Below are 20,994 nucleotides of genomic sequence, written 5' to 3'. Positions count from 1 at the left end.
CTATCCATATCACTCGTGTAAAGGAGTTAAGCACATGGGACAAAGACATCAATTTAAACACGGTGACAAAGCACCGAATAACGGAATATATGTAGAAATTGGAGAAACCGGTAGCATGGTGAAAGAACCTAAGCAGGTTCATTTAAACGCTGGTGACAAATTCCCTTCAAATTCGAACCAGGACCGAGTTTGGGCTCCTAAACGTAAACCGTAAATTAAACGTGAAAAATCCCCCTTCCTTATCTGGGAAGGAGGATTTTTTTTATTCCTTATCTTCGGCTAATGCACCTTCACCTAAAAGGACAACGGCAACGGTGAATCCAATTGTAAGGACAATGGCTTGAGTCATGTTAAAAGCTAGTCCATCCATACTGTTAACAACGTATACTGTCATACAGCTTAATAGGAATGACCAAATAATAGACCAAATTAAACGCATGTTCTTCACCTCAACTTTGACATTCTGATTTTAGTTTATCAAACGTTTCCAATAAAATAAATATAAAACGCAATCTTCCTGAAAGAACTTGTAAAATAAGGCATCTAACTATACAAAATTCAATCCAATACATACATTATAGTGGATATGACCCTGAAATAAAGGATGAGAACACATGCAAAATGCAATTACGCGTTCTTTCCAATTAGACCGAGAAAACTGTTTACTGCACATTCCGGAACAACCAAATGGATATTTAATACTGTATTTAGGGGATGCGGGACATTACGTGGAGGAAGATCGTTCTTTTTGGGAAGAACACAGGGGAAGATCGACCCTGCTGCAAGCGTTAGTCGATCAAGGATACACTTTATATACGAGCGAACTTTATGGCAATCACTGGGGAAGTGATGCTGCTATCGATTTATTAAACCGCGTTTATCATCATGTGGTAAGGCAAGAAATTGTAAACCCTTATATCCACGTGGTAGCAGAAGGAATGGGAGCTTTAGCCGCATTGCGTTGGCATGAGCAACAAGAAATCCCGGTCCGCTCCTTCGTCCTTGTGACGCCTTGTTTAAATATAAAAGCCATGTACGACGAAGAACGGAAAAACCAGCTCTATTTTAAACGGTTAACAAAGGAAATGGCTAAAGCTTATTCGTGCACAGAACTTGAGGTGGATCAGTTTATGACAGAGCGGATTCCGGAGGTTCAAGCTCCTGTCCTCCTTTTTCACGATATGGCAAACCCTCATTACACCGTTCATGAACATTCCAGAAGACTTGAGGAGAAACAGGAAGAGGTTTCAGCACCTTTTGAATTAAAGTTGGCCATCCAACCGTTCTTCCCCCGAATTAACCATACACTCATTAAATTTATGAAACAATACGAGAAGAGCATCTCAAACCCATATTAAAGTGATATGAACCATTCCCCTTCTCATAGAATGTAGAAGGGGAGGGAACGACATGGCATATCTACTATCGGGATGTTTTCATTGGATCGGGTATCACTTAACAGAAGCTCTGCTAAATGAAGGTGAAACAGTGATTGGAGTGGATTCTGACTGGAATGAGCAAAAAGAGTGGCTCTCCCTCTATGTAGGGAGAAATGCCTCATTCCATCTTTTAGACTCTGTCGGTGATGTGAAAGACTCTATGCTGGATGAAGATCTGGTTGTTGTTCACATAGGCGGTGAAAAGGAGATAAAAGATCCCAAGATTCCGATTACATTTGAATGGATCATTGAGGTGGGTAAAAAGAACCATGAGGAGCACCCGGTTCTTTATGCCAAGGAAGTATACGGCCCATGGATGCCTCATCCTGTAAAACCAACCTCTGCTGAGGCTCTTTACGTAGATGATTTCATAAGAGGTATTCTAGAGGTTATCGAACAGGGAGAAAAGAAAGACTTTGTTGAAATCCTCCCCTCTTCACAAGGGGGATCTGGTGGTCAAGGGGCCAGCTGGTTTGTAGAGGAAACGATGAATCAAAAAGAAGGATGGCAGCGTGTTTTAACGCATCAGGAGCAATTCCCGAATTACTACAAGTTGTAGCATCCTCATGAACTTTAGAGGGCAATCATTTACGGATCTAGGTATTAACGGTACAATGTGACTAGATATGTACTTTAATGGGATAAAGACGTAAATGAGGTGCTCGAAGTGAAGATGCGATCGTTGATCTTTATGGGTATCCTTCTCCTTGCACTTACGGGATGTACCGAGACATTTGGGCAAGGGAAGGTCCAAAAGGTTGGAATGTTAGTAGAAAGTACAGTGCACGATCAGGCCTGGGGGCAAAAAGGGTATGAAGGGCTTTTGCAAATAAAAGAAGAGCTCAGTGTAGATGTGTACTTTAAAGAAGACGTGAAAACTCAATTAGAGACTCAGCAAGCGATTGAAGCGTTTGCTGATAAAGGGGTCAATTTAATATTTGGACACGGAAGCCGGTACGGGCAATACTTTCAGGAGTTACAAAAGGAGTACCCGGATATTCGTTTTGTGTACTTTAACGGAAGTATTAAAGGCGAGAATATAACAAGCCTTAATTTTAACGCTCATGCCATGGGGTTCTTTGGCGGGATGCTTTCAGCGGAAATGACCGAGTCTAATCAAGTAGGGGTCATCGCTGCTTTTGAGTGGCAGCCAGAGATTGAAGGGTTCTACGAAGGCGTCAATTATGTGAACCCTGAGGCTGAAGTTAACATTCAATACGTGAATAGCTGGGACAACAAGGATCGTGCTCTTCAATTTTATAACCAAATGAGGCAGTCAGGTGTGGATGTGTTCTACCCGGCCGGGGATGGCTTTAGCGTACCTGTGATTGAAGAGGCCAAGTCAACCAATACGAATGCGATCGGATATGTATCAGATCAATTAAGTATTGGTGCTTCTACAGTATTAACGAGTACCGTACAGCACGTGGACAAGCTCTATGTCTTAGCGGCTAAGAAATACAATATAGGTGAGTTGCCTGAGGGAACATTGAACTTTGATTTCCAGGAAGGCGTGATTACTCTTGGGGAGTTCGGTGAAAAGGTACCGGAGAATGTCAGGAATCAGATCACATCTGCTGTTGAGGAATATAAAGAATCAGGGCAATTGCCAAATGAAAGAGAAACAACTGAAAATGAATCGTAAAAAAGCTATCCTACATAAGGAATGGGGAAGACCTCTCCTTATGTAAATAGCTTTTTTTGTTGTTATTTGGTTTTCTTGAATAAAGCGGATAGTTCTTTGATATAGGGCGAAAGCTGTCGATAGGTTTCCATCAGGGTCTCCGTTGTATCGATCAAGTCGAAAGATGAATCTGTTTCTTTATTGGAGTCAACTTCTTCTGACTTATTCGGCTCTCGCCTGCCGAATAAGAATGACTCAAAATCTCTAGGTTGATTCGTTGATTTCTCCGACATAGGTCAATCACCTCCTTACCCATAAGATATGGAGGTGGGCTTTGTTTTGGGAGGGCTTCTGTCTAAATGTGACGAGGAGTTCTGCTTGCATGTCATCTTTAGATGTCTTATTATTAGTACCAAGTCATAAGAATAGATATTATTACTACCTTTAAGGGGATGAATATATGAAGAGTGCAGGTATTTTAGGGATTGGACACTACGTCCCTGAGCGCGTACTAACCAACTTTGATATGGAAAAAATCGTCGATACGACTGACGAATGGATTCGCACTCGTACCGGTATTGAAGAACGTCGCATTGCTTCTGATGATATGGATACATCGGACCTTGCGTACGAAGCAGCTGTGAACGCTTTAGAAGATGCTAATGTCAAAGCAGAAGATCTTGATATGATCCTAATTGCTACTGTAACAGGAGAGACGTTATTTCCTTCAGTAGGGAACCGCCTGCAAAAGCGTTTAGGCGCTACAAACGCAGCATCAATGGACTTAGCAGCAGCTTGCGCTGGCTTTATGTATGGCATGATCAGCGCCCAGCAGTTCATTCAAACGGGAGCTTATAAGAACATCCTTATTGTAGGTGTTGAGAAGCTATCTAAGATCACAGACTGGGAAGACCGAAATACATGTGTCTTATTCGGTGATGGTGCAGGTGCAGCTGTAATGGGACCTGTTAGTGAAGGAAAAGGTATCCTTTCCTTTGAATTAGGTTCAGATGGGGCTGGAGCGCCATTCCTTTATCAGAACCAGGGTGAGTTCTTGCAAATGAATGGACGAGAAGTCTTCAAGTTTGCGGTTCGCCAAATGCCTGAATCTTCTATGAAGGTTCTTGAGAAAGCGGGACTTACGAAAGAAGAAGTTGATTTCTTAGTTCCACACCAGGCGAACATACGGATTATGGAAGCAGCTCGCCAACGTTTAGAAATTCCTGAAGAGAAAATGGCGACCTCTGTGAAGCGATATGGAAATACTTCCTCAGCTTCCATCCCAATTGCCTTATCAGAAAACGTAAAAAACGGTAAAATAAAAGATAACGATGTAGTTGTACTTGTCGGATTTGGTGGCGGCCTGACATGGGGCGCTGTAGCACTAAGATACGGAGTTTAATTCAAGGAGGACATGTTTATGGATTCAAGACGAGTTGTCATTACAGGGATGGGATCAGTATCCCCTCTTGGAAATGATGTAGAAACGATGTGGAATAATATTGTCGAAGGGAATTCGGGTATTGCCCCTATTACAAAAGTAGACCCAAGTGAATTTAATGCAAATGTTGCTGGGGAGCTAAAAGACTTCGAACCAGGTAATTTCTTTGACAAGAAAGAAGCAAAACGGATGGACCCATTCACACAGTATGCGTTAGCAGCTTCCCTAATGGCCGTAAAAGACGCAGGATTAGACATCAACGAAGATATCGCACATCGGACAGGTGTATGGATCGGCTCTGGTATTGGTGGGATGACCACATACGATGAACAGTTCCGTAAGTATATGGACAAGGGTGCTCGCCGCGTAAGTCCATTTTTCGTTCCTATGTTAATTCCAGATATGGCAGCTGGCCAGGTTTCCATCGCAACGGGAGCCAAAGGAATTAATTCTTGTACGGTTACAGCTTGTGCATCTGGTGCCAATTCTATTGGAGATGCCTTTAAAGTCATCCAGCGTGGTGATGCTGATTATATGATCGCAGGTGGAGCGGAAGCCCCTCTTACACCAATGTCATTCGCTGGTTTCTCTTCCATGAAAGCTTTATCCCCAGTGGAAGACCCAACGAAAGCCAGCCGTCCGTTTGATAAAGAACGTTCTGGCTTTGTTATGGGTGAAGGTTCAGGTATCCTTGTTATGGAAACGTTGGAATCTGCGAAGAAACGTGGAGCTAAGATCTACGCTGAAATCGTTGGTTATGGATCTACAGGAGATGCTCACCACATTACAGCACCTGCTCCAAATGGAGAAGGCGCATCTCGTGCGATGAAGCAGGCAATTGAGGATGCAGGTCTTACACCTGATTCCATTGATTATGTTAATGCCCATGGTACGGGGACGGCTTTAAACGATAAATTCGAAACGGAAGCTGTAAAAGCTGTATTCGGAGACCACGCTTACAAATTAGCGATGAGCTCAACGAAGTCTATGACCGGTCACCTTCTAGGTGCGGCAGGAGCAGTTGAAGCAGTAATTTCGATTAAGAGTATTCTGAATAACATTCTGCCTCCTACGACGAATTATGAGAACGAAGATCCAGATTGTGATCTAGACATCGTGCCAAACGAAGCGCGCGAGCGTGAAGTGAACACGGTCTTAAGTAATTCACTAGGCTTTGGTGGTCATAACGCAACATTAATCTTTAAACAATATCAAGACTAATAAAAAGCCTGTCATCCTATTAATAGGGTGACAGGCTTTTTTTATGCTTTATGCTAGGAAGGTTCTTCGTTATCTTCCTTCTCTGCGGTTTGCGTAGTAGCATCCTCTGCATTGAAGAATTGCTGAATCGTTTCTTGTGTTTGCTGTTCATTATGGCCTAGTACTTCGGCTCCGGCTTGAGTGGTCATTGGCCACCATTCGCCATCAGCAGGAATACGAGCCGTTTCGATATTTTCAGGTGTATCCATTAAGAATCGGCGTCCATAATTAAATACAATCTCATTCGTAGACATACTCGTGTTAACGTATTGCGTTAAAGCTCCAACGGTTTTAGGTAACTTTGTGATACTTGTGACCGACACAAGCTTTTCCTTTAACGCCGAGATGACTTTCTGTTGACGTAACACACGGTTAAAGTCACCCTTTGCATCGTGTCTGAAACGGGCATATCCTAAAAGTTCTTCACCATTAAGCTTCTGTACCCCGGGCTGAAGGTTGATGTTCACCGTTCCAGCATTATCCTGGTAGTACATGCGCTTTTCTACATCAATTTCAATTCCCTCTGGTGCCACAATATCTACAATCTCTTTAAAGCCGTTAAAGTTCACGACCGCGTATTCATCGATGTGAAGTCCAAAGTTCTTCTCAATCGTTTCTGTTAGTAAAGGAACCCCGCCATCTGAATAAGAGGCATTAATGCGGTTGTATCCTTTTCCTGGGATATCCACCCATAAGTCACGCATAATGGATGCAAGTTTCACTGTACCCTTCCCAGTGTCATACTGAGCTACCATAATGGTATCAGTACGTGCGGGTTCCCCGTTTCCTCTTGAGTCACTTCCTACAAGGAGAACATTCACTTTTTCATCTTTTTGATTTTCCTCGATGTTTTCAAGTTGATCACGGTCTTCGAATGCTTGTTTTGTTTTATCAGCTTCTTTTTTATCAAACCCTCCGCCAGCTTCACTTTGTCCAGCCATGAACTGGGAAGAAATATAGGCAACCATACTAAAGAAAAGTGCCGCTACGATGAAGGCTAGAAATCTTCTTCTGCGTTTTTTCTTTTTGCGTCTTCTTATAATTCGACGTGTTTCTGCCATCCTCGTACCTCCTCTCCAAAAAACCACTTATTTATTAATGTACTCTTTCTTTAATGTGAAGTAAAGAGCGTATTTTATGCCACATTATTCGACAGACCGTATTGGAATGAGGGGGTAGGTCCATGCATACAATAGATAGAAAAAGGTGGGGACGAGCTGTGGAGGGGATGGAATGGTTCCGCTATTTTTGTTTTTAGTTGGGTTCGGATTTGCTGTGTCGGGTGGAGTGACGATCATCGCTTATTTAAACTTTTTGCCTGCAGGATTCAGTTGGATGGACTATATGATGTTTATAAAAGAACGGCCAGAATGCTATCTTCTTCCTTTTGGAATTCTCTTTATTACAATCGCTGTCTATTTGTTCCCTCAAGATTCTTGCTAAATGTTGGGTTTTTTTCGAATAAAACGGTTGTGCTTGGTTCATACTGATTTCTACAGAAGAAAACGTTTAAAAAGTGAGGGTTTCGTATGCTATATCTACACGATGTATGGGTCAATTGGTTTGAAGGTGAAGAGAATGGGTATAACGTTTGTCCATTCCATGAATGGCGTAAAGAAGACGGAATCGAGCTCCTGGACCAGGTACCACTGTTGTATGTACATCAAGCACTATACCACTATATAGAAAACGACCTCCAAGACCTACCTCAAGATCTACTAGATGCGGTATATAAGCGGGCGTACCTACGGAAGAATCAAGAGCGTATCTCTATTGAATATGCATTTGTTGTAACAGATGGGTCCTCTGTACTCGCTGTCGACACAATGGGGTACAACCTCCCTGTTCGTAAAAGCAGACTGATTCCACGTCAAGAGCGCCTTGTCTATGACATGATTGATCAACAAAAGCCAGAGTCTTATAACTTTGCCTGTAATGACGACAAAGAGTACCACATTCTTTCTCCGCACCCTGTTACGATGGTGGGGCTAACGCGTAAAGAACGTCAACTTAAGCAACTGTTAATGATGGCACTTGATCAATTACAAACAACACAAAACATATCTGAAGTTCGCTACTGGCTAACTGAATGGGATCCAGGCCAGTATAGCGCGATGCACAACCTGAGTTTCGATCAAACATGGCAACTCCTTTACAACGGTCTCAGTGAAGGATGGTCTAAGAATCACGAAGAGCTTTGTCATAAGCTTGTTAAAGGACAACCATTCTTTGAAAAGCTGTGGGAACTCGAACAGAATCAAGAAGTGAATAAAGGTGTATAACCTATGATCCGTTCCTTTTAGGGGGAGCGGATTTTTCTTGTGGAGAAGGAGGCTGAGGCTTGAGAGCGGTGGGGCATGGCTAGAAAGTGGATTGGGACCACGAGAAAGCGAGTGGAGACGGCGAGAAAGCGGACTATGACGTCGAAAAAGCAAGCGGCGTCGACTAGAAAACGGACTGTGATGTCTAGAAAGCGAGCGGCGACGTCGAGAAACCAGCTTGTGACGTCGAGAAAATGAGCCGGCACGTCAAGACCAGCGAACTGACGTCTAGAATGATCCACTGAGCCATATAAAGACAAGCTGCACTCATATATAAAAGAGGGCTCACCGAAAGAGAGCCCTCATCCATTCTTATTTTTTCTTCTTAACTCTTCCTAATCCCATTGCTTTTTTAGCTTTACGAATCATTTTAGAAGCTTCGTAATTTGCTTTTTCAGCTCCGCGATCTAAAATGTCATCTAATTCTTCAGAGTCAATTAACTCGTAGTAACGCTCTTGGATTGGGCGCATACCTTCAACAACCGCGTTGGCACAGCCTTGTTTAAAGTCGCCGTATCCTTTTCCTTCATATTTTGCTTCAAGGTCCTCAATGCTTTCTCCGCTGAAGCTAGAGTAGATCGTAAGCAGGTTCGAGATCCCTGGTTTGTTTTCTTTATCGTATTTTACGATGCCTTCAGAATCCGTAACAGCACTCTTGATTTTCTTTTCCATTTGCTTTTCTGTATCAAGCATGGAAATGAATCCTTTCGTGTTCTCATCGGACTTACTCATCTTACTCGTTGGGTCTTGAAGAGACATAATGCGCGCCCCGACTTCTGAGATGCTTACTTCCGGAACAGTGAAGATATCATTGTACTTATTGTTGAAGCGTTGAGCTAAATTACGCGTCAGCTCAAGGTGCTGCTTTTGGTCTTCGCCGACTGGTACGATGTCTGTTCCATAGAGTAAGATGTCGGCCGCCATAAGAGGAGGGTATGTTAAGAGACCGGCTGAAACTCCTTCACGACTTGCTTTTTGGGATTTATCTTTAAACTGCGTCATGCGCTCAAGTTCTCCGATATACGCAACGCACTGTAGCAACCAACTTAGCTGCGTATGCGCAGGGACTTCAGATTGAATAAATAAAGTAGACTTCTCTGGATCAATCCCAACCGCAATATAAAGAGCAGCAAGGGAGCGAATGTTTTCGCGAAGCTTCAGACGATCCTGTGGGACCGTAATGGCGTGCTCATCTACGATACAGAAGTATGCGTTATTCTCTTCCTGAAGTTCAGGGAAGTGTTTTAAAGCACCAAGATAGTTCCCGATTGTAAGGGTTCCGCTTGGTTGGATTCCTGAAAAGATTGTTTTCATGACTATTCACCTCAGTTAATTTTTTCTGACAATAAAAAAGGTCCATTCGTCTACGTCTGAAACGTAGGGACGAATGAACCGTGGTGCCACCCTAATTATCCTAAAGGGGATTCCTTTAAGATCACTTAACCTGTTATCGCCAGGAGTACGGTGTTTCATACTATTCGTTCTGAAACACAGCCAGAAAGTCCACTTCCAATTCACCGTGCTGCCTGTTCTCACCATTGCAGGCTCTCTGTATGCAGAGGGGAAATTGTACTCTCTTTCTCATCGCTTCATATACATTGTGTAAAAATTATAGTTAAAAATCATCCGAAATGCAAGTAGCACTAGAAAAAGTTAATAATAGATCACCAACGAAACGACCATCACCGCTGCTAAAAGCACCCCTTGAAAAAGAACGGCTCGAATCATGATGTCAGATAGAGGGGTGGAAGAGGACGCTTTCGTCTGATCTTGCTCTTTATGGAAAAGGCTTATGAATAATCGGCCCCGCACGAGAATAAGAATGGTTCCAACAACAATATAGAAAAAAGAGATGTAAAACAAAACATTAATCAGTTGGAACAAGTTTCGTTCAGGGGCAAAGAAGCCCCAGATAATTAGCGTAAGCACCACGTTAAAAGCTAGCAAGAACCATTTCCTTTGAATGAGTGAAGTCATGTGAATCATCCTTTATAAGATCGTAAGGGTAGTATACCATGACCAGAAAAAGGTTGAATAAACAAAAGTTAGGTTTTGCGAACTAAAAAAATGGGAATATTTTCATTGCTATTACTGAATTGGAGGGAAGTTTCATGTCAGAAAAGGAAAATTTTAAAAAAGGCTCCCAAAAGATGCTAGTTCTCTTTTATAATAGGGATAACTACACATATAGGAGTCGATGTTGATGGAGAACAAACAACTTAAGATTTTATCCCTCATTGGAATTCTCCTGCTAAGTTTTATTTCCCCGTCTTTAGCGCATGCAGAAGGTGAAGAGGAAAGTGGACAAAAAGCACAATTCCATACTGAGCGAAAAATGGCCAAGAAAACGTTAGACCTACCAGACAGAGTCCCGCGCTTTGTATATGATTCAGGATTAGACTTTACATACCCAGATGCCGTACGCGGCGTTTACGTAACAGGGCCAAGTGCTGGTGGAAGTCGTTTTGAGAAATTAGTAAATCTGATTCAAACGACTGATTTAAACAGTATGGTAATTGATATTAAGGAAGACGCCGGTATCATTACTTACCAACCAGAAGAGGGCACTCCATACGAAGATGTAGGGACCAATTACATTAAAGACCCACGCAAATTATTGGAAACATTAGAGAAAGAAGAGATCTATCCAATTGCTCGTATTGTTGTTTTCAAAGATTCAAAGTTAGCGGAAAAACGCCCTGACTTATCATTCACAGAAAACGGGAAAGTTTGGAAGAATGGAAAAGGCGAAGCGTTTGTGAGTCCGTTCCAAAAGGAAGTATGGAAATATAACGTAGAGTTAGCAAAGAAAGCAGCAGAAATGGGCTTTCAGGAAATACAGTTTGACTATGTTCGTTTCCCGGAAGGATTTGAACGAAGAGACGATATTCTCTCCTATGATGAAGGAGACTATGCTGACTTTGAAGGAGACAATGTACAGAAGCGTGTAACAGCTGTTACAGACTTTGTAGAGTATGCTCGTTCTGAATTAAGCAACTATGATGTAGACGTGTCAGTGGATATCTTCGGATATTCCGCTACCATTCCGGAAGCGCCAGGTATTGGTCAGAACTTCTCTAAAATCGCATCAAATGTGGATGTTATTTCATCCATGATCTATCCTTCGCACTGGACATCTTACTTCGGCATCCCGTTCCCGGATAAAGAGCCGTATAAGCTTGTATCAGAATATGCGAAAGTTGAAAATGAAGTACTTGGGAAACTCGAAGACCCACCAACATCCAGACCTTGGATCCAAGACTTCGAAGCACCATGGCTATACAGTGGCCCAACGAAACAGTACGGGAAAGCTGAAGTGGAAGCGCAAATCCGTGCTTTAAATGAGAATGGCATTAACGAGTTCCTTCTATGGAATGCAGGGAATTCCTACACAGAAAACGTAGACTATACGCCATAAACGAGAAAGTGACTCAGATAATCTGAGTCACTTTCTTTAGTTTTTATTCATGTTGGTTGAAATAAAAGGGGTTGATTTTATATAAATCCACTTACTAAAAAAGGAAATGGCAAGGGGATGAAGAAGAAAGTGTTAGGACAAAATGGGTTTTATGGTAAATAAAAGAAGGGTGCGCAAAGGGAGAATGCTCGATTCGCATAATTTTTTGCGAATTTCGAAATCGCAAAATTCTACATATGTCGACATTGGTAGCGCTTTCAATAAACAGTTAGGGAGGCGAAAGGATCAAAAATTCTGTTGAAACTATCTGAAAAATGTGTGTATAATGAAAACAGTCAATTTTGTTAACAAATCGTAAACAAATTGTTAACTTCTTACGTAAATCGCAGGGGAATGATCGGATTGCTTAAACTAGACCAAACAGATTTGCGAATTTTGCAATCGTTGCAAGCAGACGGCCGTAGACCATACACAGAGATTGCGAAGCAATACGGGATTAGCGAGGGGAAGGTTCGATTTCGAATTAACCGTATGATGGAAAGTGGAGTATTTGAATTCGTCATTCACGCTAACCCGAGTAAGATTGGTCTTCATGTACAAGCAATCATAGGAATTGTGACCAAGGTTGGTTACAGAGACAAGGTGGCAATGGAATTATCAAATTGTAAAGAGGTACGATTCGTCGGTGCTTTCGCTGGAAAGTATGAAATTATGATCCAAGCCTATTTTTCTAGCAATGAAAGACTTATAGAATTCACAGATTTATATTTGTCAAAGGTAGAAGGAATTGAAGCTACAGACGTATTTCTGGAGTTAAAAGACTATAAGGATTCGTTCTCATACATAGATCTGGCGGATGAGCAGCTATAATTTTTTCATAATTTGAATTGTCAGAACATTGCTTCTTGTCACTTGATTGTGAATGTGAGAAAACGGCCACAATTAGAAATTTAAGGAGGTGGTTCTTCAACTGCGGATCCGACCCAGCGGATCGAAATATCTGGACATTGAAATTTAAAACGCAATAGGGGGAGAAAAACACATGAAGAAAAAGCTATTTTTATTTAGTATTTTGCTTGTCTTCTCAGTAATCCTTGCAGCTTGTTCCGGCGGCGATGATTCATCTTCTGATGATAGTTCAAACGATGATCAGGCACAAGAAGACAACTCTGGCGATAGCAATGATAATCAAGACGAAGGCAGCGGTGAAATGGCGGATGAGCAAGTATTCACTGCAAACATTTCATCTGAGCCATTCTCTTTAAACCCAGGTCTAGCGAACGACTCTACATCTGGTAACGTACTACTTCAATCATTTGAAGGTTTAACTCGTATGGACAAGAACGGTGAACCACAACCGGCAATGGCTTCTGACATTCAAGTATCTGATGATCAGAAAACATACACATTCACAATCCGTGAAGATGCAAAATGGTCAAATGGTGACCCTGTTACAGCACAAGACTTCGAATATGCTTGGAAATGGGCACTAGATCCAAATAACCAATCTCAATATGCATATCAGTTATACCCAATTAAAGGTGCTGAAGACTTCAACTCAGGTAACCCTGACACAGATGATCTTGACGCGCTTAAAGACGCTGTAGCGATTACAGCTGAAGATGATCAAACACTTAAAGTTGAGTTAAATAACCCAACTCCATATTTCCTACAGCTAACAGCGTTCTATACTTACTTCCCAGTAAACCAAGAAATTGCTGAAGCTAACCCAGAATGGTATGCAGATGCTGGTGAAAACTACGTATCTAACGGACCATTCAAAATGACTGAATGGGGTCATAACGAGAAAATCGTTCTTGAGAAGAACGATCAGTATTGGGACAAAGATAATGTAAACCTTGAGAAAATTGAGTTCGCTATGATTAACGACCAAAACTCAAGTCTAAGCAGTTTCCAAAATGGTGAATTTGACTGGACAGGTTCTCCGTTCAACTCTCTTCCACCAGAAGCGATTCCTTCACTTAAAGATGAAGGCACTCTAAACATTGAACCAATTGCTGGTACTTACTGGTATAAGTTCAACACAGAGAAAGAACCATTTAACAACGTAAACATCCGTAAAGCATTTGCTTACGCGATTGACCGTGCAGGAATTGTTAAGAGTATTACAAAAGGTGAAGAAATCCCAGCAATGGCTGCGGTACCACCGACAATGTTCGAAAGCAACGAAGAAGGTTACTTTGATGCTTTAAACGTTGAGAAAGCGAAAGAGCACCTTGAAAAAGGTCTTGAAGAGCTAGGTTACGATAGTGTTGAAGACCTACCTACTATCGAACTTTCTTATAACACTCAAGAAACACACGCGAAGATTGCTCAAGCAATCCAAGACATGTGGAAGAAAAATCTTGGTATTGATGTAACGCTTAACAACAACGAGTGGGCGGTTTACATTGAAACGCTTCACCAAGGTAACTACCAGATCGGACGTATGGGTTGGTTAGGTGACTTTAACGATCCAATCAACTTCCTTGAGCTTTACAAAGAAAAAGGCGGTAACAACGATACTCGCTGGCACAGTGAAGAGTACGCTTCACTTCTAGAAGACTCTCAAACAGAGACTGATTCTGACAAGCGTCTAGAAATGCTTAAAGAAGCTGAAGGTATCCTAATGGATGAAATGCCAATCGCACCTATTTACTTCTACACGAACAAATGGGTACAAGATGAGAATCTTAAAGACGTAATGATGTCTGGTCTTGGCGATGTTCAGCTTAAATGGGCTTACTTTGAAGCAGAGTAAGAGTTAGCAAGACTTCTTAAGGTATATGAGGGTGCTCCCTCATATACCTTCTCTTCTTAATAAGAAGGTTATGTAATATTTTGGAGGTGTATCCAACTTGTTAAAGTATATCGGCAAACGGCTTCTGTACATGGTGCTTACCCTTTGGGTTATTGTTACTGTCACGTTCTTCTTAATGCGTGCCGCACCAGGTTCTCCGTTTACATCTGAGAAAGACCTGCCAGATGCCATTAAAAAGAACTTAGAGGCGTATTATGGATTAGATAAATCCGTATTTGGTCAGTATTTAGATTACTTAGTATCGGTAATTAATTGGGACTTCGGGCCATCATTTAAATATAAAGCCCAATCCGTTAACGACTTAATTAATAGTGGTTTCCCTGTTTCATTTGCGTTAGGGATGGAAGCGATCTTCTTAGCGCTTGGTTTAGGTGTTTTACTAGGTGCAATTGCTGCACTTCGACACAATAAATGGCAAGACTACTCAGCGATGGTGCTTGCGGTACTAGGAATCTCGGTACCAAGCTTTGTTATGGCATCTTTCCTGCAGTACGTGTTCGCTATTAAACTAGGTATTTTACCAGTTGCTCGGTGGGAATCATTCTCTCACACGATCTTACCAGCTTTAGCATTGGCCTCGACGCCGATGGCCTTTATAGCTCGCTTAACGCGTTCTAGTATGCTTGAGGTATTAAGCAATGATTACATTAAGACAGCCAAGTCAAAAGGGCTGAACTCTACTGAAATTACGGTGCGACATACGATACGAAATGCGATGATGCCTGTTGTATCTTATATGGGACCTTTAATTTCAGCGATTCTGACAGGAAGTTTTGTAATTGAGAAGATATTTGGTGTTCCGGGACTAGGAATGCACTTTGTAACAAGTATTCAAAACCGAGATTATTCCGTAATTATGGGAGTCACTGTATTCTTTAGTGTTCTTCTGCTTGTATCGATCCTTCTTGTCGATATTGCGTACAGCTTAATAGACCCACGCATCAAATTAGCGGATGATAAGAAGGGAGAGTAACGGATGCAACAACAACACATACCAAAAGAAATGTTTGAGCAAGTTGGTGGAGATACTTCTGATTCTGAAAAGATATCGCGTCCCAGTATTTCGTTTTGGAAAGATGTCTGGATGCGATTTAAGAAAAATAGATTAGCACTTACGGGGATTATCTTAATAGTGATCTTAGCGATTATGTCCATTGTAGGACCGATGCTCACTCCTTATGATTACCGTACGACGGATTTAATTAACTCAAACCTGGCTCCTTCAGCGAACCACTGGTTTGGTACAGATGACCTTGGGCGTGATATTTTCACACGTGTATGGAAAGGTGCTCAAATTTCCCTATTCATTGGTCTTGCAGCAGCAGTCATTGACCTATTTATTGGAGTAATTTGGGGTGGACTTAGTGGTTATATTGGTGGTCGCACAGATGAGTACATGATGCGTTTTGCTGATATCCTATGGGCCGTACCTTACCTTCTTATGGTTATTCTTTTAATGGTAGTACTTGGTCAAGGATTAGGAACGATGATTTTGGCGATGACCATTACAGGTTGGATTAACATGGCACGTATTGTGCGTGGTCAGGTATTACAGTTAAAGAGTCAGGAATATGTGATGGCAGCCCAAACGCTTGGAGCGAAGACGAGCCGAATCATGTTCAGACACTTAATTCCAAACGCAATGGGTCCAATCTTGATTACGATGACGTTAACAGTACCAAACGCAATCTTTACAGAGGCTTTCCTAAGCTACTTAGGTCTAGGTGTACAACAGCCTTTAGCAAGTTGGGGAACAATGGCCAGTGAGGGTCTTCCTGCACTGCAGTACTACCCATGGCGCTTATTCTTCCCAGCCTTATTTATCTGTTTAACGATCTTTGCATTTAACGTAATCGGGGATGGCATGCGAGATGCGCTTGACCCAAGACTTCGTAAGTAGAAGGGGTGAACTAATCAATGGATAATATCCTAGAAGTAAACGATCTGAAAGTTTCATTTAATACGTTCGCAGGCGAAGTCCAAGCGGTCCGTGGTGTAAACTTTCATGTGAAAAAAGGGGAGACTCTTGCAATTGTAGGGGAATCTGGTTCCGGTAAGAGTGTAACCACCCAGGCAATTATGCGCTTGATCCCAATGCCACCAGGTGAAATCAAAGGTGGAGAAATAAATTTTGAAGGTACGGATCTTGTTCAGAAGACAGACCGACAAATGGAAAAAATCCGCGGTAAAGATATTGCGATGATTTTCCAGGATCCAATGACTTCCTTGAACCCAACGATGAGAATCGGTCGACAAATCATGGAAAGCATGATTAAGCACCGTAAAATCTCAAAGACAGATGCGAAAAAGCGTGCGATTGAACTGTTAGACCTTGTTGGGATCCCAAGACCTGAACAACGTGTTGATCAGTATCCACACGAATTCTCAGGTGGTATGAGACAGCGTGCAATGATTGCAGTTGCTCTTGCTTCTGATCCGAAATTATTAATTGCCGATGAACCGACAACAGCCCTGGACGTTACAATTCAGGCTCAGATCCTAGAATTGCTGAAAGACATCCAGAAGAAGACGAATACATCGATCATCTTCATTACGCACGACCTCGGAGTTGTAGCGAATGTTGCCGACCGCGTATCGGTCATGTACGGTGGTAAAATCGTAGAGACAGGAACGGTTGATGAAGTCTTCTACAATCCGAAACATCCGTATACATGGGGACTACTAGCATCCATGCCAAGCTTAGATGCGGAAGACGGAGAGTTGCAGGCGATCCCTGGTTCACCTCCTGATTTAACAAACCCGCCTAAAGGGGATGCATTCGCAGCAAGAAACAGCTATGCGATGAAGATTGATTTTGAACAAGAACCTCCAATGTTTAAAGTGAGTGATACACACTATGCGGCAACGTGGCTCCTGCATGAAGATGCTCCTGCAGTTGAACCTCCAACAGTCGTACAAAGACGTATCGAGCATTTCAAGGAAAAGGCTGGTGAACGATAATGGCCGAAAACCAAGAAGTACTAGTTGATATTAAAAACCTGAAGCAACACTTCGGAAAAGGGCAAAACAAAGTAAAGGCTGTAGATGGTCTTACATTCCAAATTTACCGTGGGGAGACGATGGGACTTGTAGGGGAATCCGGTTGCGGAAAATCTACTACAGGAAGAACCATTATTCGTCTCTATGACGCGACAGATGGTCAAGTTATCTTCAACGGTGAAGATGTTCATGGTAAGAAATCTAAGGCAGAAATGAAGAAATTTAATCGGAAAATGCAAATGATTTTCCAAGATCCATATGCCTCTTTAAATCCGCGTATGACGGTTTCAGATATTATTGCTGAAGGCGTGGATATTCACGGACTTGCTAAGACGAAAACAGCGCGTATGGAACGAGTTTATGAACTTCTTGAAACAGTGGGTCTAAACCGTGAGCACGCGAACCGTTATCCACACGAGTTCTCAGGAGGTCAACGTCAACGTATTGGAATTGCCCGTGCATTGGCTGTAGATCCTGAATTTATCATCGCCGATGAGCCGATTTCAGCTCTTGACGTGTCGATTCAGGCTCAGGTTGTAAATCTACTGAAAGAATTGCAGGAAGAGAAAAACCTAACGTACCTTTTCATTGCACACGATTTATCCATGGTGAAATACATCAGTGACCGCATTGGTGTAATGTATTTTGGTAAGCTTGTAGAAGTCGCTGACAGTGAAGACTTATACAAAAATGCTTTCCATCCTTACACGAAATCGCTAATGTCCGCTATTCCTCACCCAGATCCAGATTATGAGCGTAACCGCAAGCGTGTTACGTATGATGTGGAAGAGCATCGTAGAGAAATGGATGGCGAGGAACCAGAATGGCGTGAAGTTAGTCCAGGTCACTGGGTATCTTGTACGCAAAAAGAATATGAATCCTATAAACAGCAACTTCAAACACAGTAGTTGGGAAGCTCATCTTTAGAAAAGATGGGCTTTTTTTGTGCGTATGGCGTCATTCTCTTCCATAAATTCTTTTGCCGCTTACCACATTAAAGCGCCAAAAAAAGAAAATCGACATCCGTTAGTCTAACGAATATCGCGCGAATAAAATCCAACAATTCAAAATTATTAGAAAGTTTTTTCGTTTGAGCATTATATTATCACAAAATTCTAACAAAATAAAGCGAATTTCCTATCTTTTTAAGCGAAAAAATTACTTCATACATGATTGTGAAGTGAAGTTTTATACTAAAGAGCATAGGGAATGAAATTAAATAGGGTTCGGACGAGTTAAATTTAACAAAATGGAGAAAATTCGTTATAATATAAGAGACTACAAAATAAGGAGTAGATCAATGAATTGGTATGAAAAGCTTAATAAGTATTTTCCTATCGAAGAAATGAAGTCAAGAGAACACATGGAAAGGCTTCTGAAGGAACAAGGTGATGTATACAAGAAGGATGAGAGCGATGAGCACGTCTTAATGTATGCTGAGTTTGACACTTTTATCTTTATTGATTATGTCTGGGTTTCTGCGAAAACACGCGGAAAAGGAACTGGACATAAATTAATCCAGAAGCTTAAAGAGAAAGGTAAACCGATCATCCTTGAGGTTGAACCGGTCGATTATGAAGACACTGACACCGAAAAACGCCTCCGTTTTTATCAAAAAGAAGGATTCGAACACGCAAATTCCATCGGTTACGCTCGTCGTTCCCTTGCGACAAATGAGTTGAACGAAATGGAAATCCTCTTCTGGTCCCCTGAGCACGAATCCGAAGCTTCCATCTATGACAAAATGAAACAAATGTATGAAAGAATTCACACGTATAAAGATAAAGAGCTGTATGGGAAGTCGTATCAGCCTGTAGATGAAGTGTTGACGCTTGATGAAGATCGAGATATGGACAACATTCTTGACGCATTGAAAAAGCCTGAAAACGCTTAATCTAAACGAAAAACAGCAAGCAGAGTAGGATTGGATCTGCTTGCTTATTTTTTTTAGTTTTTGAAGTTTTTACTAACATGAAGGATTGATTGAGACCTCTGAGCCCCTACTTCCACTAAACGAGTTTACTTTTTTAACTTTTTTATAACTTTTTGAAACTTTTCTTGCTGTGAAACGTTTAATAATACTACGAAGGTGGAATATCCATTGTATATCAGAAGACATTCTAAAAGCTTTGTGGTAACATAAAAACATTTTCTATAGCATCTATCCAATTTCAAACAATTGTAGTATACTTATTCTAGGATACTTATTTAAACTAATTTTAATTTAATAAACGATTAAAAGTACTTTTTTCGTAATAAATTCATTGAGGAGTGAAGCTTGTATGGTAACACTTTATACTTCTCCAAGTTGTACATCATGTCGGAAAGCGAAAGCATGGTTAGAGGAGCATGAAATTCCGTTTCAAGAACGTAACATTTTCTCAGAACCTTTGACAATTGACGAGATAAAAGAAGTATTACGAATGACAGAAGATGGTACGGATGAAATTATCTCAACCCGATCGAAAGTCTTCCAAAAGATGAATGTGGACCTTGATCAGCTTCCGATGAAAGAGCTGTTCGATATGATCGCACAACATCCTGGACTACTTAGAAGACCTATTATTGTGGATGAAAAACGCCTTCAGGTCGGTTACAATGAAGATGAAATCCGTCGTTTCCTTCCAAGAAAAGTACGTACATTCCAATTACAAGAAGCCCAGCGCTTAGTGAATTAAATAAAAACCTGCAATCCTCTGTAAAAAGGGCTGCAGGTTTTTTTGTACATACTTTTATACACGCGTTCTTTAAGAAGGACGACTCTTTAGAGTGTTGTACCAAAAGCCTGTTCCTAAAACAATGATGATTGTAGCAGGAGGAATGATCCAATGGAAAAATGGGAAGTCGCTGTAGAAGTACTGTAACGTTGCTTCCCCGAGAATCATCTCGGCTGCTGTGTAGGCAAGAACTGCTGCTCCTATGTAAATTAGGAAAGGGAATTTTTCCATTAATCGAAGGATTAACTTACTGCCCCAAATAATAATGGGAACAGAAATAAGCAGCCCAAAAACAACGAGGTAAACTTCTCCTCTGGCAGCTCCTGCGATGGCTAATACATTATCAAATCCCATAACTAGGTCAGCGAAGACAATGGTTTTGACAGCTGCCATCAGGCTTGTGTGAGCCTGAATTTCAGGCCCGTCTTCTTGGTCGGTGATCAAGGTCATAGCAATATAAACTAGGAGTACTCCACCGACAAATTGTAAGAACGGGATTTGCAGTAAAAAGACGGCAATTCCTGTCATTAGAATTCGTAATCCTACCGCGAGGCCTGTACCAAGTAAAATAGCTTTATTGCGTTGACTCATCGGTAAATTTCGGCTTGCAAGGGCAATGACAATCGCATTGTCTCCCCCGAGCACTAAGTCAATTCCAACAATAATGAGAATAGATTGAATGATCTCAAAATCCACAAAAAAACCTCCCAGTTCTAGTGACAAAGCCGCCTAAATAAGCTACAATGTTAAATTAACTAACCCTCTAGTTATACGTATATGTACAACCATGGGAGATCATGATTAAGGATCATGTAGGTCATTCGTTTGTTTTTACTTTTTTGAGCAATTCTGTTTTCAATTAGCAGGGTAGTATCATAAAATGGTATTACACGTAGAAAGAGCACATCAAATGGTTGAGAATAGTCATATGAGGGTAAGGTAAAGTAATAGCA

23 protein-coding genes and 1 other annotated feature are annotated in these 20,994 nt (G+C 41.5%); of the genes, 17 read left to right on the top strand and 6 right to left on the bottom strand.

All coding sequences use genetic code 11. The features are described 5' to 3' along the window. The first annotated feature begins 34 nt into the window (after positions 1-34). Entirely contained in the window at positions 35-214 is a 180-nt protein-coding gene (locus LQ226_RS13170) for a YjzC family protein (RefSeq protein ID WP_231418421.1), read from the top strand. A gap of 48 nt (positions 215-262) precedes the next feature. Here the strand turns inward: LQ226_RS13170 and LQ226_RS13165 are convergent, their stop codons facing one another. Further along, positions 263-439 (bottom strand): YjzD family protein, encoded by a 177-nt coding sequence (locus tag LQ226_RS13165; protein WP_231418420.1) that lies wholly within the window; start codon positions 437-439, stop codon positions 263-265. Positions 440-614: 175 nt separating this feature from the next. On the opposite strand from LQ226_RS13165, the gene LQ226_RS13160 reads away from it, so the two are divergent. The 3 genes from LQ226_RS13160 (at position 615) to LQ226_RS13150 (ending at position 3,084) form a co-directional block, all read left to right on the top strand. Next, a complete protein-coding gene (locus LQ226_RS13160) occupies positions 615-1,358 on the top strand; it encodes an alpha/beta fold hydrolase (protein ID WP_231418419.1) in 744 nt (247 codons plus the stop codon). Between the two features lie 52 nt (positions 1,359-1,410). Further along, the gene (locus tag LQ226_RS13155; RefSeq protein WP_231418418.1) at positions 1,411-1,998 is read left to right on the top strand and encodes a Rossmann-fold NAD(P)-binding domain-containing protein; all 588 of its coding nucleotides are present in this window, start codon (positions 1,411-1,413) and stop codon (positions 1,996-1,998) included. 114 nt (positions 1,999-2,112) lie between these two features. After that, positions 2,113-3,084 carry a BMP family ABC transporter substrate-binding protein gene (locus LQ226_RS13150; RefSeq protein ID WP_231418453.1) on the top strand — a complete coding sequence of 324 codons (972 nt, stop codon included), beginning with the start codon at positions 2,113-2,115 and terminating at the stop codon, positions 3,082-3,084. Between the two features lie 62 nt (positions 3,085-3,146). Here LQ226_RS13150 and LQ226_RS13145 read toward each other — a convergent pair whose 3' ends face one another. Then, positions 3,147-3,356: a hypothetical protein gene (locus LQ226_RS13145; RefSeq protein WP_231418417.1), complete on the bottom strand. Its 210-nt coding sequence runs from the start codon at positions 3,354-3,356 to the stop codon at positions 3,147-3,149. A 167-nt stretch (positions 3,357-3,523) separates the two neighbouring features. On the opposite strand from LQ226_RS13145, the gene LQ226_RS13140 reads away from it, so the two are divergent. Both LQ226_RS13140 and fabF read left to right on the top strand, forming a co-directional pair. After that, positions 3,524-4,465 carry a beta-ketoacyl-ACP synthase III gene (locus LQ226_RS13140; RefSeq protein ID WP_231418416.1) on the top strand — a complete coding sequence of 314 codons (942 nt, stop codon included), beginning with the start codon at positions 3,524-3,526 and terminating at the stop codon, positions 4,463-4,465. 18 nt (positions 4,466-4,483) lie between these two features. Further along, positions 4,484-5,725, top strand: coding sequence for a beta-ketoacyl-ACP synthase II (gene fabF, locus LQ226_RS13135; protein ID WP_231418415.1), 1,242 nt, complete (start codon positions 4,484-4,486; stop codon positions 5,723-5,725). A gap of 53 nt (positions 5,726-5,778) precedes the next feature. On the opposite strand, the gene LQ226_RS13130 is transcribed toward fabF, so the two are convergent. Next, on the bottom strand, positions 5,779-6,825 hold the full coding sequence (locus LQ226_RS13130) for an LCP family protein (RefSeq protein WP_231418414.1): 1,047 nt from the start codon (positions 6,823-6,825) through the stop codon (positions 5,779-5,781). A gap of 172 nt (positions 6,826-6,997) precedes the next feature. Between LQ226_RS13130 and LQ226_RS13125 the strand changes: the two genes are divergently transcribed. Then, positions 6,998-7,207, top strand: coding sequence for a YuzI family membrane protein (locus LQ226_RS13125; protein WP_231418413.1), 210 nt, complete (start codon positions 6,998-7,000; stop codon positions 7,205-7,207). 86 nt (positions 7,208-7,293) lie between these two features. After that, entirely contained in the window at positions 7,294-8,046 is a 753-nt protein-coding gene (locus LQ226_RS13120) for a YjbA family protein (protein WP_231418412.1), read from the top strand. Between the two features lie 351 nt (positions 8,047-8,397). On the opposite strand, the gene trpS is transcribed toward LQ226_RS13120, so the two are convergent. Both trpS and LQ226_RS13110 read right to left on the bottom strand, forming a co-directional pair. Continuing rightward, positions 8,398-9,399 carry a tryptophan--tRNA ligase gene (gene trpS / locus LQ226_RS13115; RefSeq protein WP_231418411.1) on the bottom strand — a complete coding sequence of 334 codons (1,002 nt, stop codon included), beginning with the start codon at positions 9,397-9,399 and terminating at the stop codon, positions 8,398-8,400. Between the two features lie 62 nt (positions 9,400-9,461). Continuing rightward, positions 9,462-9,679, bottom strand: a binding site (T-box leader). 59 nt (positions 9,680-9,738) lie between these two features. Further along, entirely contained in the window at positions 9,739-10,062 is a 324-nt protein-coding gene (locus LQ226_RS13110) for a hypothetical protein (RefSeq protein ID WP_231418410.1), read from the bottom strand. A 226-nt stretch (positions 10,063-10,288) separates the two neighbouring features. Here LQ226_RS13110 and LQ226_RS13105 point away from each other — a divergent pair, with 226 nt between their 5' ends. The 9 genes from LQ226_RS13105 (at position 10,289) to spxA (ending at position 20,002) form a co-directional block, all read left to right on the top strand. Next, positions 10,289-11,503, top strand: coding sequence for a putative glycoside hydrolase (locus LQ226_RS13105; protein ID WP_231418409.1), 1,215 nt, complete (start codon positions 10,289-10,291; stop codon positions 11,501-11,503). Between the two features lie 402 nt (positions 11,504-11,905). After that, positions 11,906-12,373 (top strand): Lrp/AsnC family transcriptional regulator, encoded by a 468-nt coding sequence (locus LQ226_RS13100; protein WP_231418408.1) that lies wholly within the window; start codon positions 11,906-11,908, stop codon positions 12,371-12,373. 172 nt (positions 12,374-12,545) lie between these two features. Continuing rightward, positions 12,546-14,264 (top strand): peptide ABC transporter substrate-binding protein, encoded by a 1,719-nt coding sequence (locus LQ226_RS13095; RefSeq protein WP_231418407.1) that lies wholly within the window; start codon positions 12,546-12,548, stop codon positions 14,262-14,264. Between the two features lie 97 nt (positions 14,265-14,361). After that, complete coding sequence (locus tag LQ226_RS13090; RefSeq protein WP_231418406.1) at positions 14,362-15,297, top strand: ABC transporter permease; 936 nt, start codon at positions 14,362-14,364, stop codon at positions 15,295-15,297. 3 nt (positions 15,298-15,300) lie between these two features. Beyond that, a complete protein-coding gene (locus LQ226_RS13085) occupies positions 15,301-16,224 on the top strand; it encodes an ABC transporter permease (RefSeq protein ID WP_231418405.1) in 924 nt (307 codons plus the stop codon). Positions 16,225-16,241: 17 nt separating this feature from the next. After that, entirely contained in the window at positions 16,242-17,285 is a 1,044-nt protein-coding gene (locus tag LQ226_RS13080; RefSeq protein WP_231418404.1) for an ABC transporter ATP-binding protein, read from the top strand. Further along, positions 17,285-18,232, top strand: a complete 948-nt coding sequence (locus LQ226_RS13075; protein WP_231418403.1) for an ABC transporter ATP-binding protein — start codon at positions 17,285-17,287, stop codon at positions 18,230-18,232. Before LQ226_RS13080 ends, LQ226_RS13075 begins: the two co-directional genes overlap by 1 nt. Before the next feature lie 392 nt (positions 18,233-18,624). Next, the gene (locus LQ226_RS13070; protein WP_231418402.1) at positions 18,625-19,218 is read left to right on the top strand and encodes a GNAT family N-acetyltransferase; all 594 of its coding nucleotides are present in this window, start codon (positions 18,625-18,627) and stop codon (positions 19,216-19,218) included. Between the two features lie 388 nt (positions 19,219-19,606). Further along, on the top strand, positions 19,607-20,002 hold the full coding sequence (gene spxA / locus LQ226_RS13065; protein WP_231418401.1) for a transcriptional regulator SpxA: 396 nt from the start codon (positions 19,607-19,609) through the stop codon (positions 20,000-20,002). Between the two features lie 69 nt (positions 20,003-20,071). Here the strand turns inward: spxA and LQ226_RS13060 are convergent, their stop codons facing one another. Beyond that, the gene (locus tag LQ226_RS13060) at positions 20,072-20,737 is read right to left on the bottom strand and encodes a TerC family protein (protein ID WP_231418400.1); all 666 of its coding nucleotides are present in this window, start codon (positions 20,735-20,737) and stop codon (positions 20,072-20,074) included. Positions 20,738-20,994: the final 257 nt, after the last annotated feature.

Origin of the sequence: Pontibacillus sp. HN14 (genome assembly GCF_021129245.1) — a bacterium.
GTDB lineage: Bacteria > Bacillota > Bacilli > Bacillales > BH030062 > Pontibacillus.
The sequence above is the reverse complement of the archived record's forward strand: the minus strand, read 5'-3'. Positions and strand labels throughout refer to the sequence as shown.

What these genes read in the sequence shown, in the direction of transcription:
- LQ226_RS13095 (WP_231418407.1), top strand. Translation starts at nt 12,546, where the DNA reads ATGAAGAAAAAGCTATTTTTATTTAGTATTTTGCTTGTCTTCTCAGTA.
- spxA (WP_231418401.1), top strand. Translation starts at nt 19,607, where the DNA reads ATGGTAACACTTTATACTTCTCCAAGTTGTACATCATGTCGGAAAGCG.
- LQ226_RS13130 (WP_231418414.1), bottom strand. Translation starts at nt 6,825, where the DNA reads ATGGCAGAAACACGTCGAATTATAAGAAGACGCAAAAAGAAAAAACGC.
- LQ226_RS13075 (WP_231418403.1), top strand. Translation starts at nt 17,285, where the DNA reads ATGGCCGAAAACCAAGAAGTACTAGTTGATATTAAAAACCTGAAGCAA.
- LQ226_RS13170 (WP_231418421.1), top strand. Translation starts at nt 35, where the DNA reads ATGGGACAAAGACATCAATTTAAACACGGTGACAAAGCACCGAATAAC.
- LQ226_RS13085 (WP_231418405.1), top strand. Translation starts at nt 15,301, where the DNA reads ATGCAACAACAACACATACCAAAAGAAATGTTTGAGCAAGTTGGTGGA.
- LQ226_RS13125 (WP_231418413.1), top strand. Translation starts at nt 6,998, where the DNA reads ATGGTTCCGCTATTTTTGTTTTTAGTTGGGTTCGGATTTGCTGTGTCG.
- LQ226_RS13070 (WP_231418402.1), top strand. Translation starts at nt 18,625, where the DNA reads ATGAATTGGTATGAAAAGCTTAATAAGTATTTTCCTATCGAAGAAATG.
- LQ226_RS13145 (WP_231418417.1), bottom strand. Translation starts at nt 3,356, where the DNA reads ATGTCGGAGAAATCAACGAATCAACCTAGAGATTTTGAGTCATTCTTA.
- LQ226_RS13155 (WP_231418418.1), top strand. Translation starts at nt 1,411, where the DNA reads ATGGCATATCTACTATCGGGATGTTTTCATTGGATCGGGTATCACTTA.
- LQ226_RS13120 (WP_231418412.1), top strand. Translation starts at nt 7,294, where the DNA reads ATGCTATATCTACACGATGTATGGGTCAATTGGTTTGAAGGTGAAGAG.
- LQ226_RS13080 (WP_231418404.1), top strand. Translation starts at nt 16,242, where the DNA reads ATGGATAATATCCTAGAAGTAAACGATCTGAAAGTTTCATTTAATACG.
- LQ226_RS13110 (WP_231418410.1), bottom strand. Translation starts at nt 10,062, where the DNA reads ATGACTTCACTCATTCAAAGGAAATGGTTCTTGCTAGCTTTTAACGTG.
- LQ226_RS13160 (WP_231418419.1), top strand. Translation starts at nt 615, where the DNA reads ATGCAAAATGCAATTACGCGTTCTTTCCAATTAGACCGAGAAAACTGT.
- LQ226_RS13165 (WP_231418420.1), bottom strand. Translation starts at nt 439, where the DNA reads ATGCGTTTAATTTGGTCTATTATTTGGTCATTCCTATTAAGCTGTATG.
- trpS (WP_231418411.1), bottom strand. Translation starts at nt 9,399, where the DNA reads ATGAAAACAATCTTTTCAGGAATCCAACCAAGCGGAACCCTTACAATC.
- LQ226_RS13140 (WP_231418416.1), top strand. Translation starts at nt 3,524, where the DNA reads ATGAAGAGTGCAGGTATTTTAGGGATTGGACACTACGTCCCTGAGCGC.
- fabF (WP_231418415.1), top strand. Translation starts at nt 4,484, where the DNA reads ATGGATTCAAGACGAGTTGTCATTACAGGGATGGGATCAGTATCCCCT.
- LQ226_RS13150 (WP_231418453.1), top strand. Translation starts at nt 2,113, where the DNA reads ATGCGATCGTTGATCTTTATGGGTATCCTTCTCCTTGCACTTACGGGA.
- LQ226_RS13105 (WP_231418409.1), top strand. Translation starts at nt 10,289, where the DNA reads ATGGAGAACAAACAACTTAAGATTTTATCCCTCATTGGAATTCTCCTG.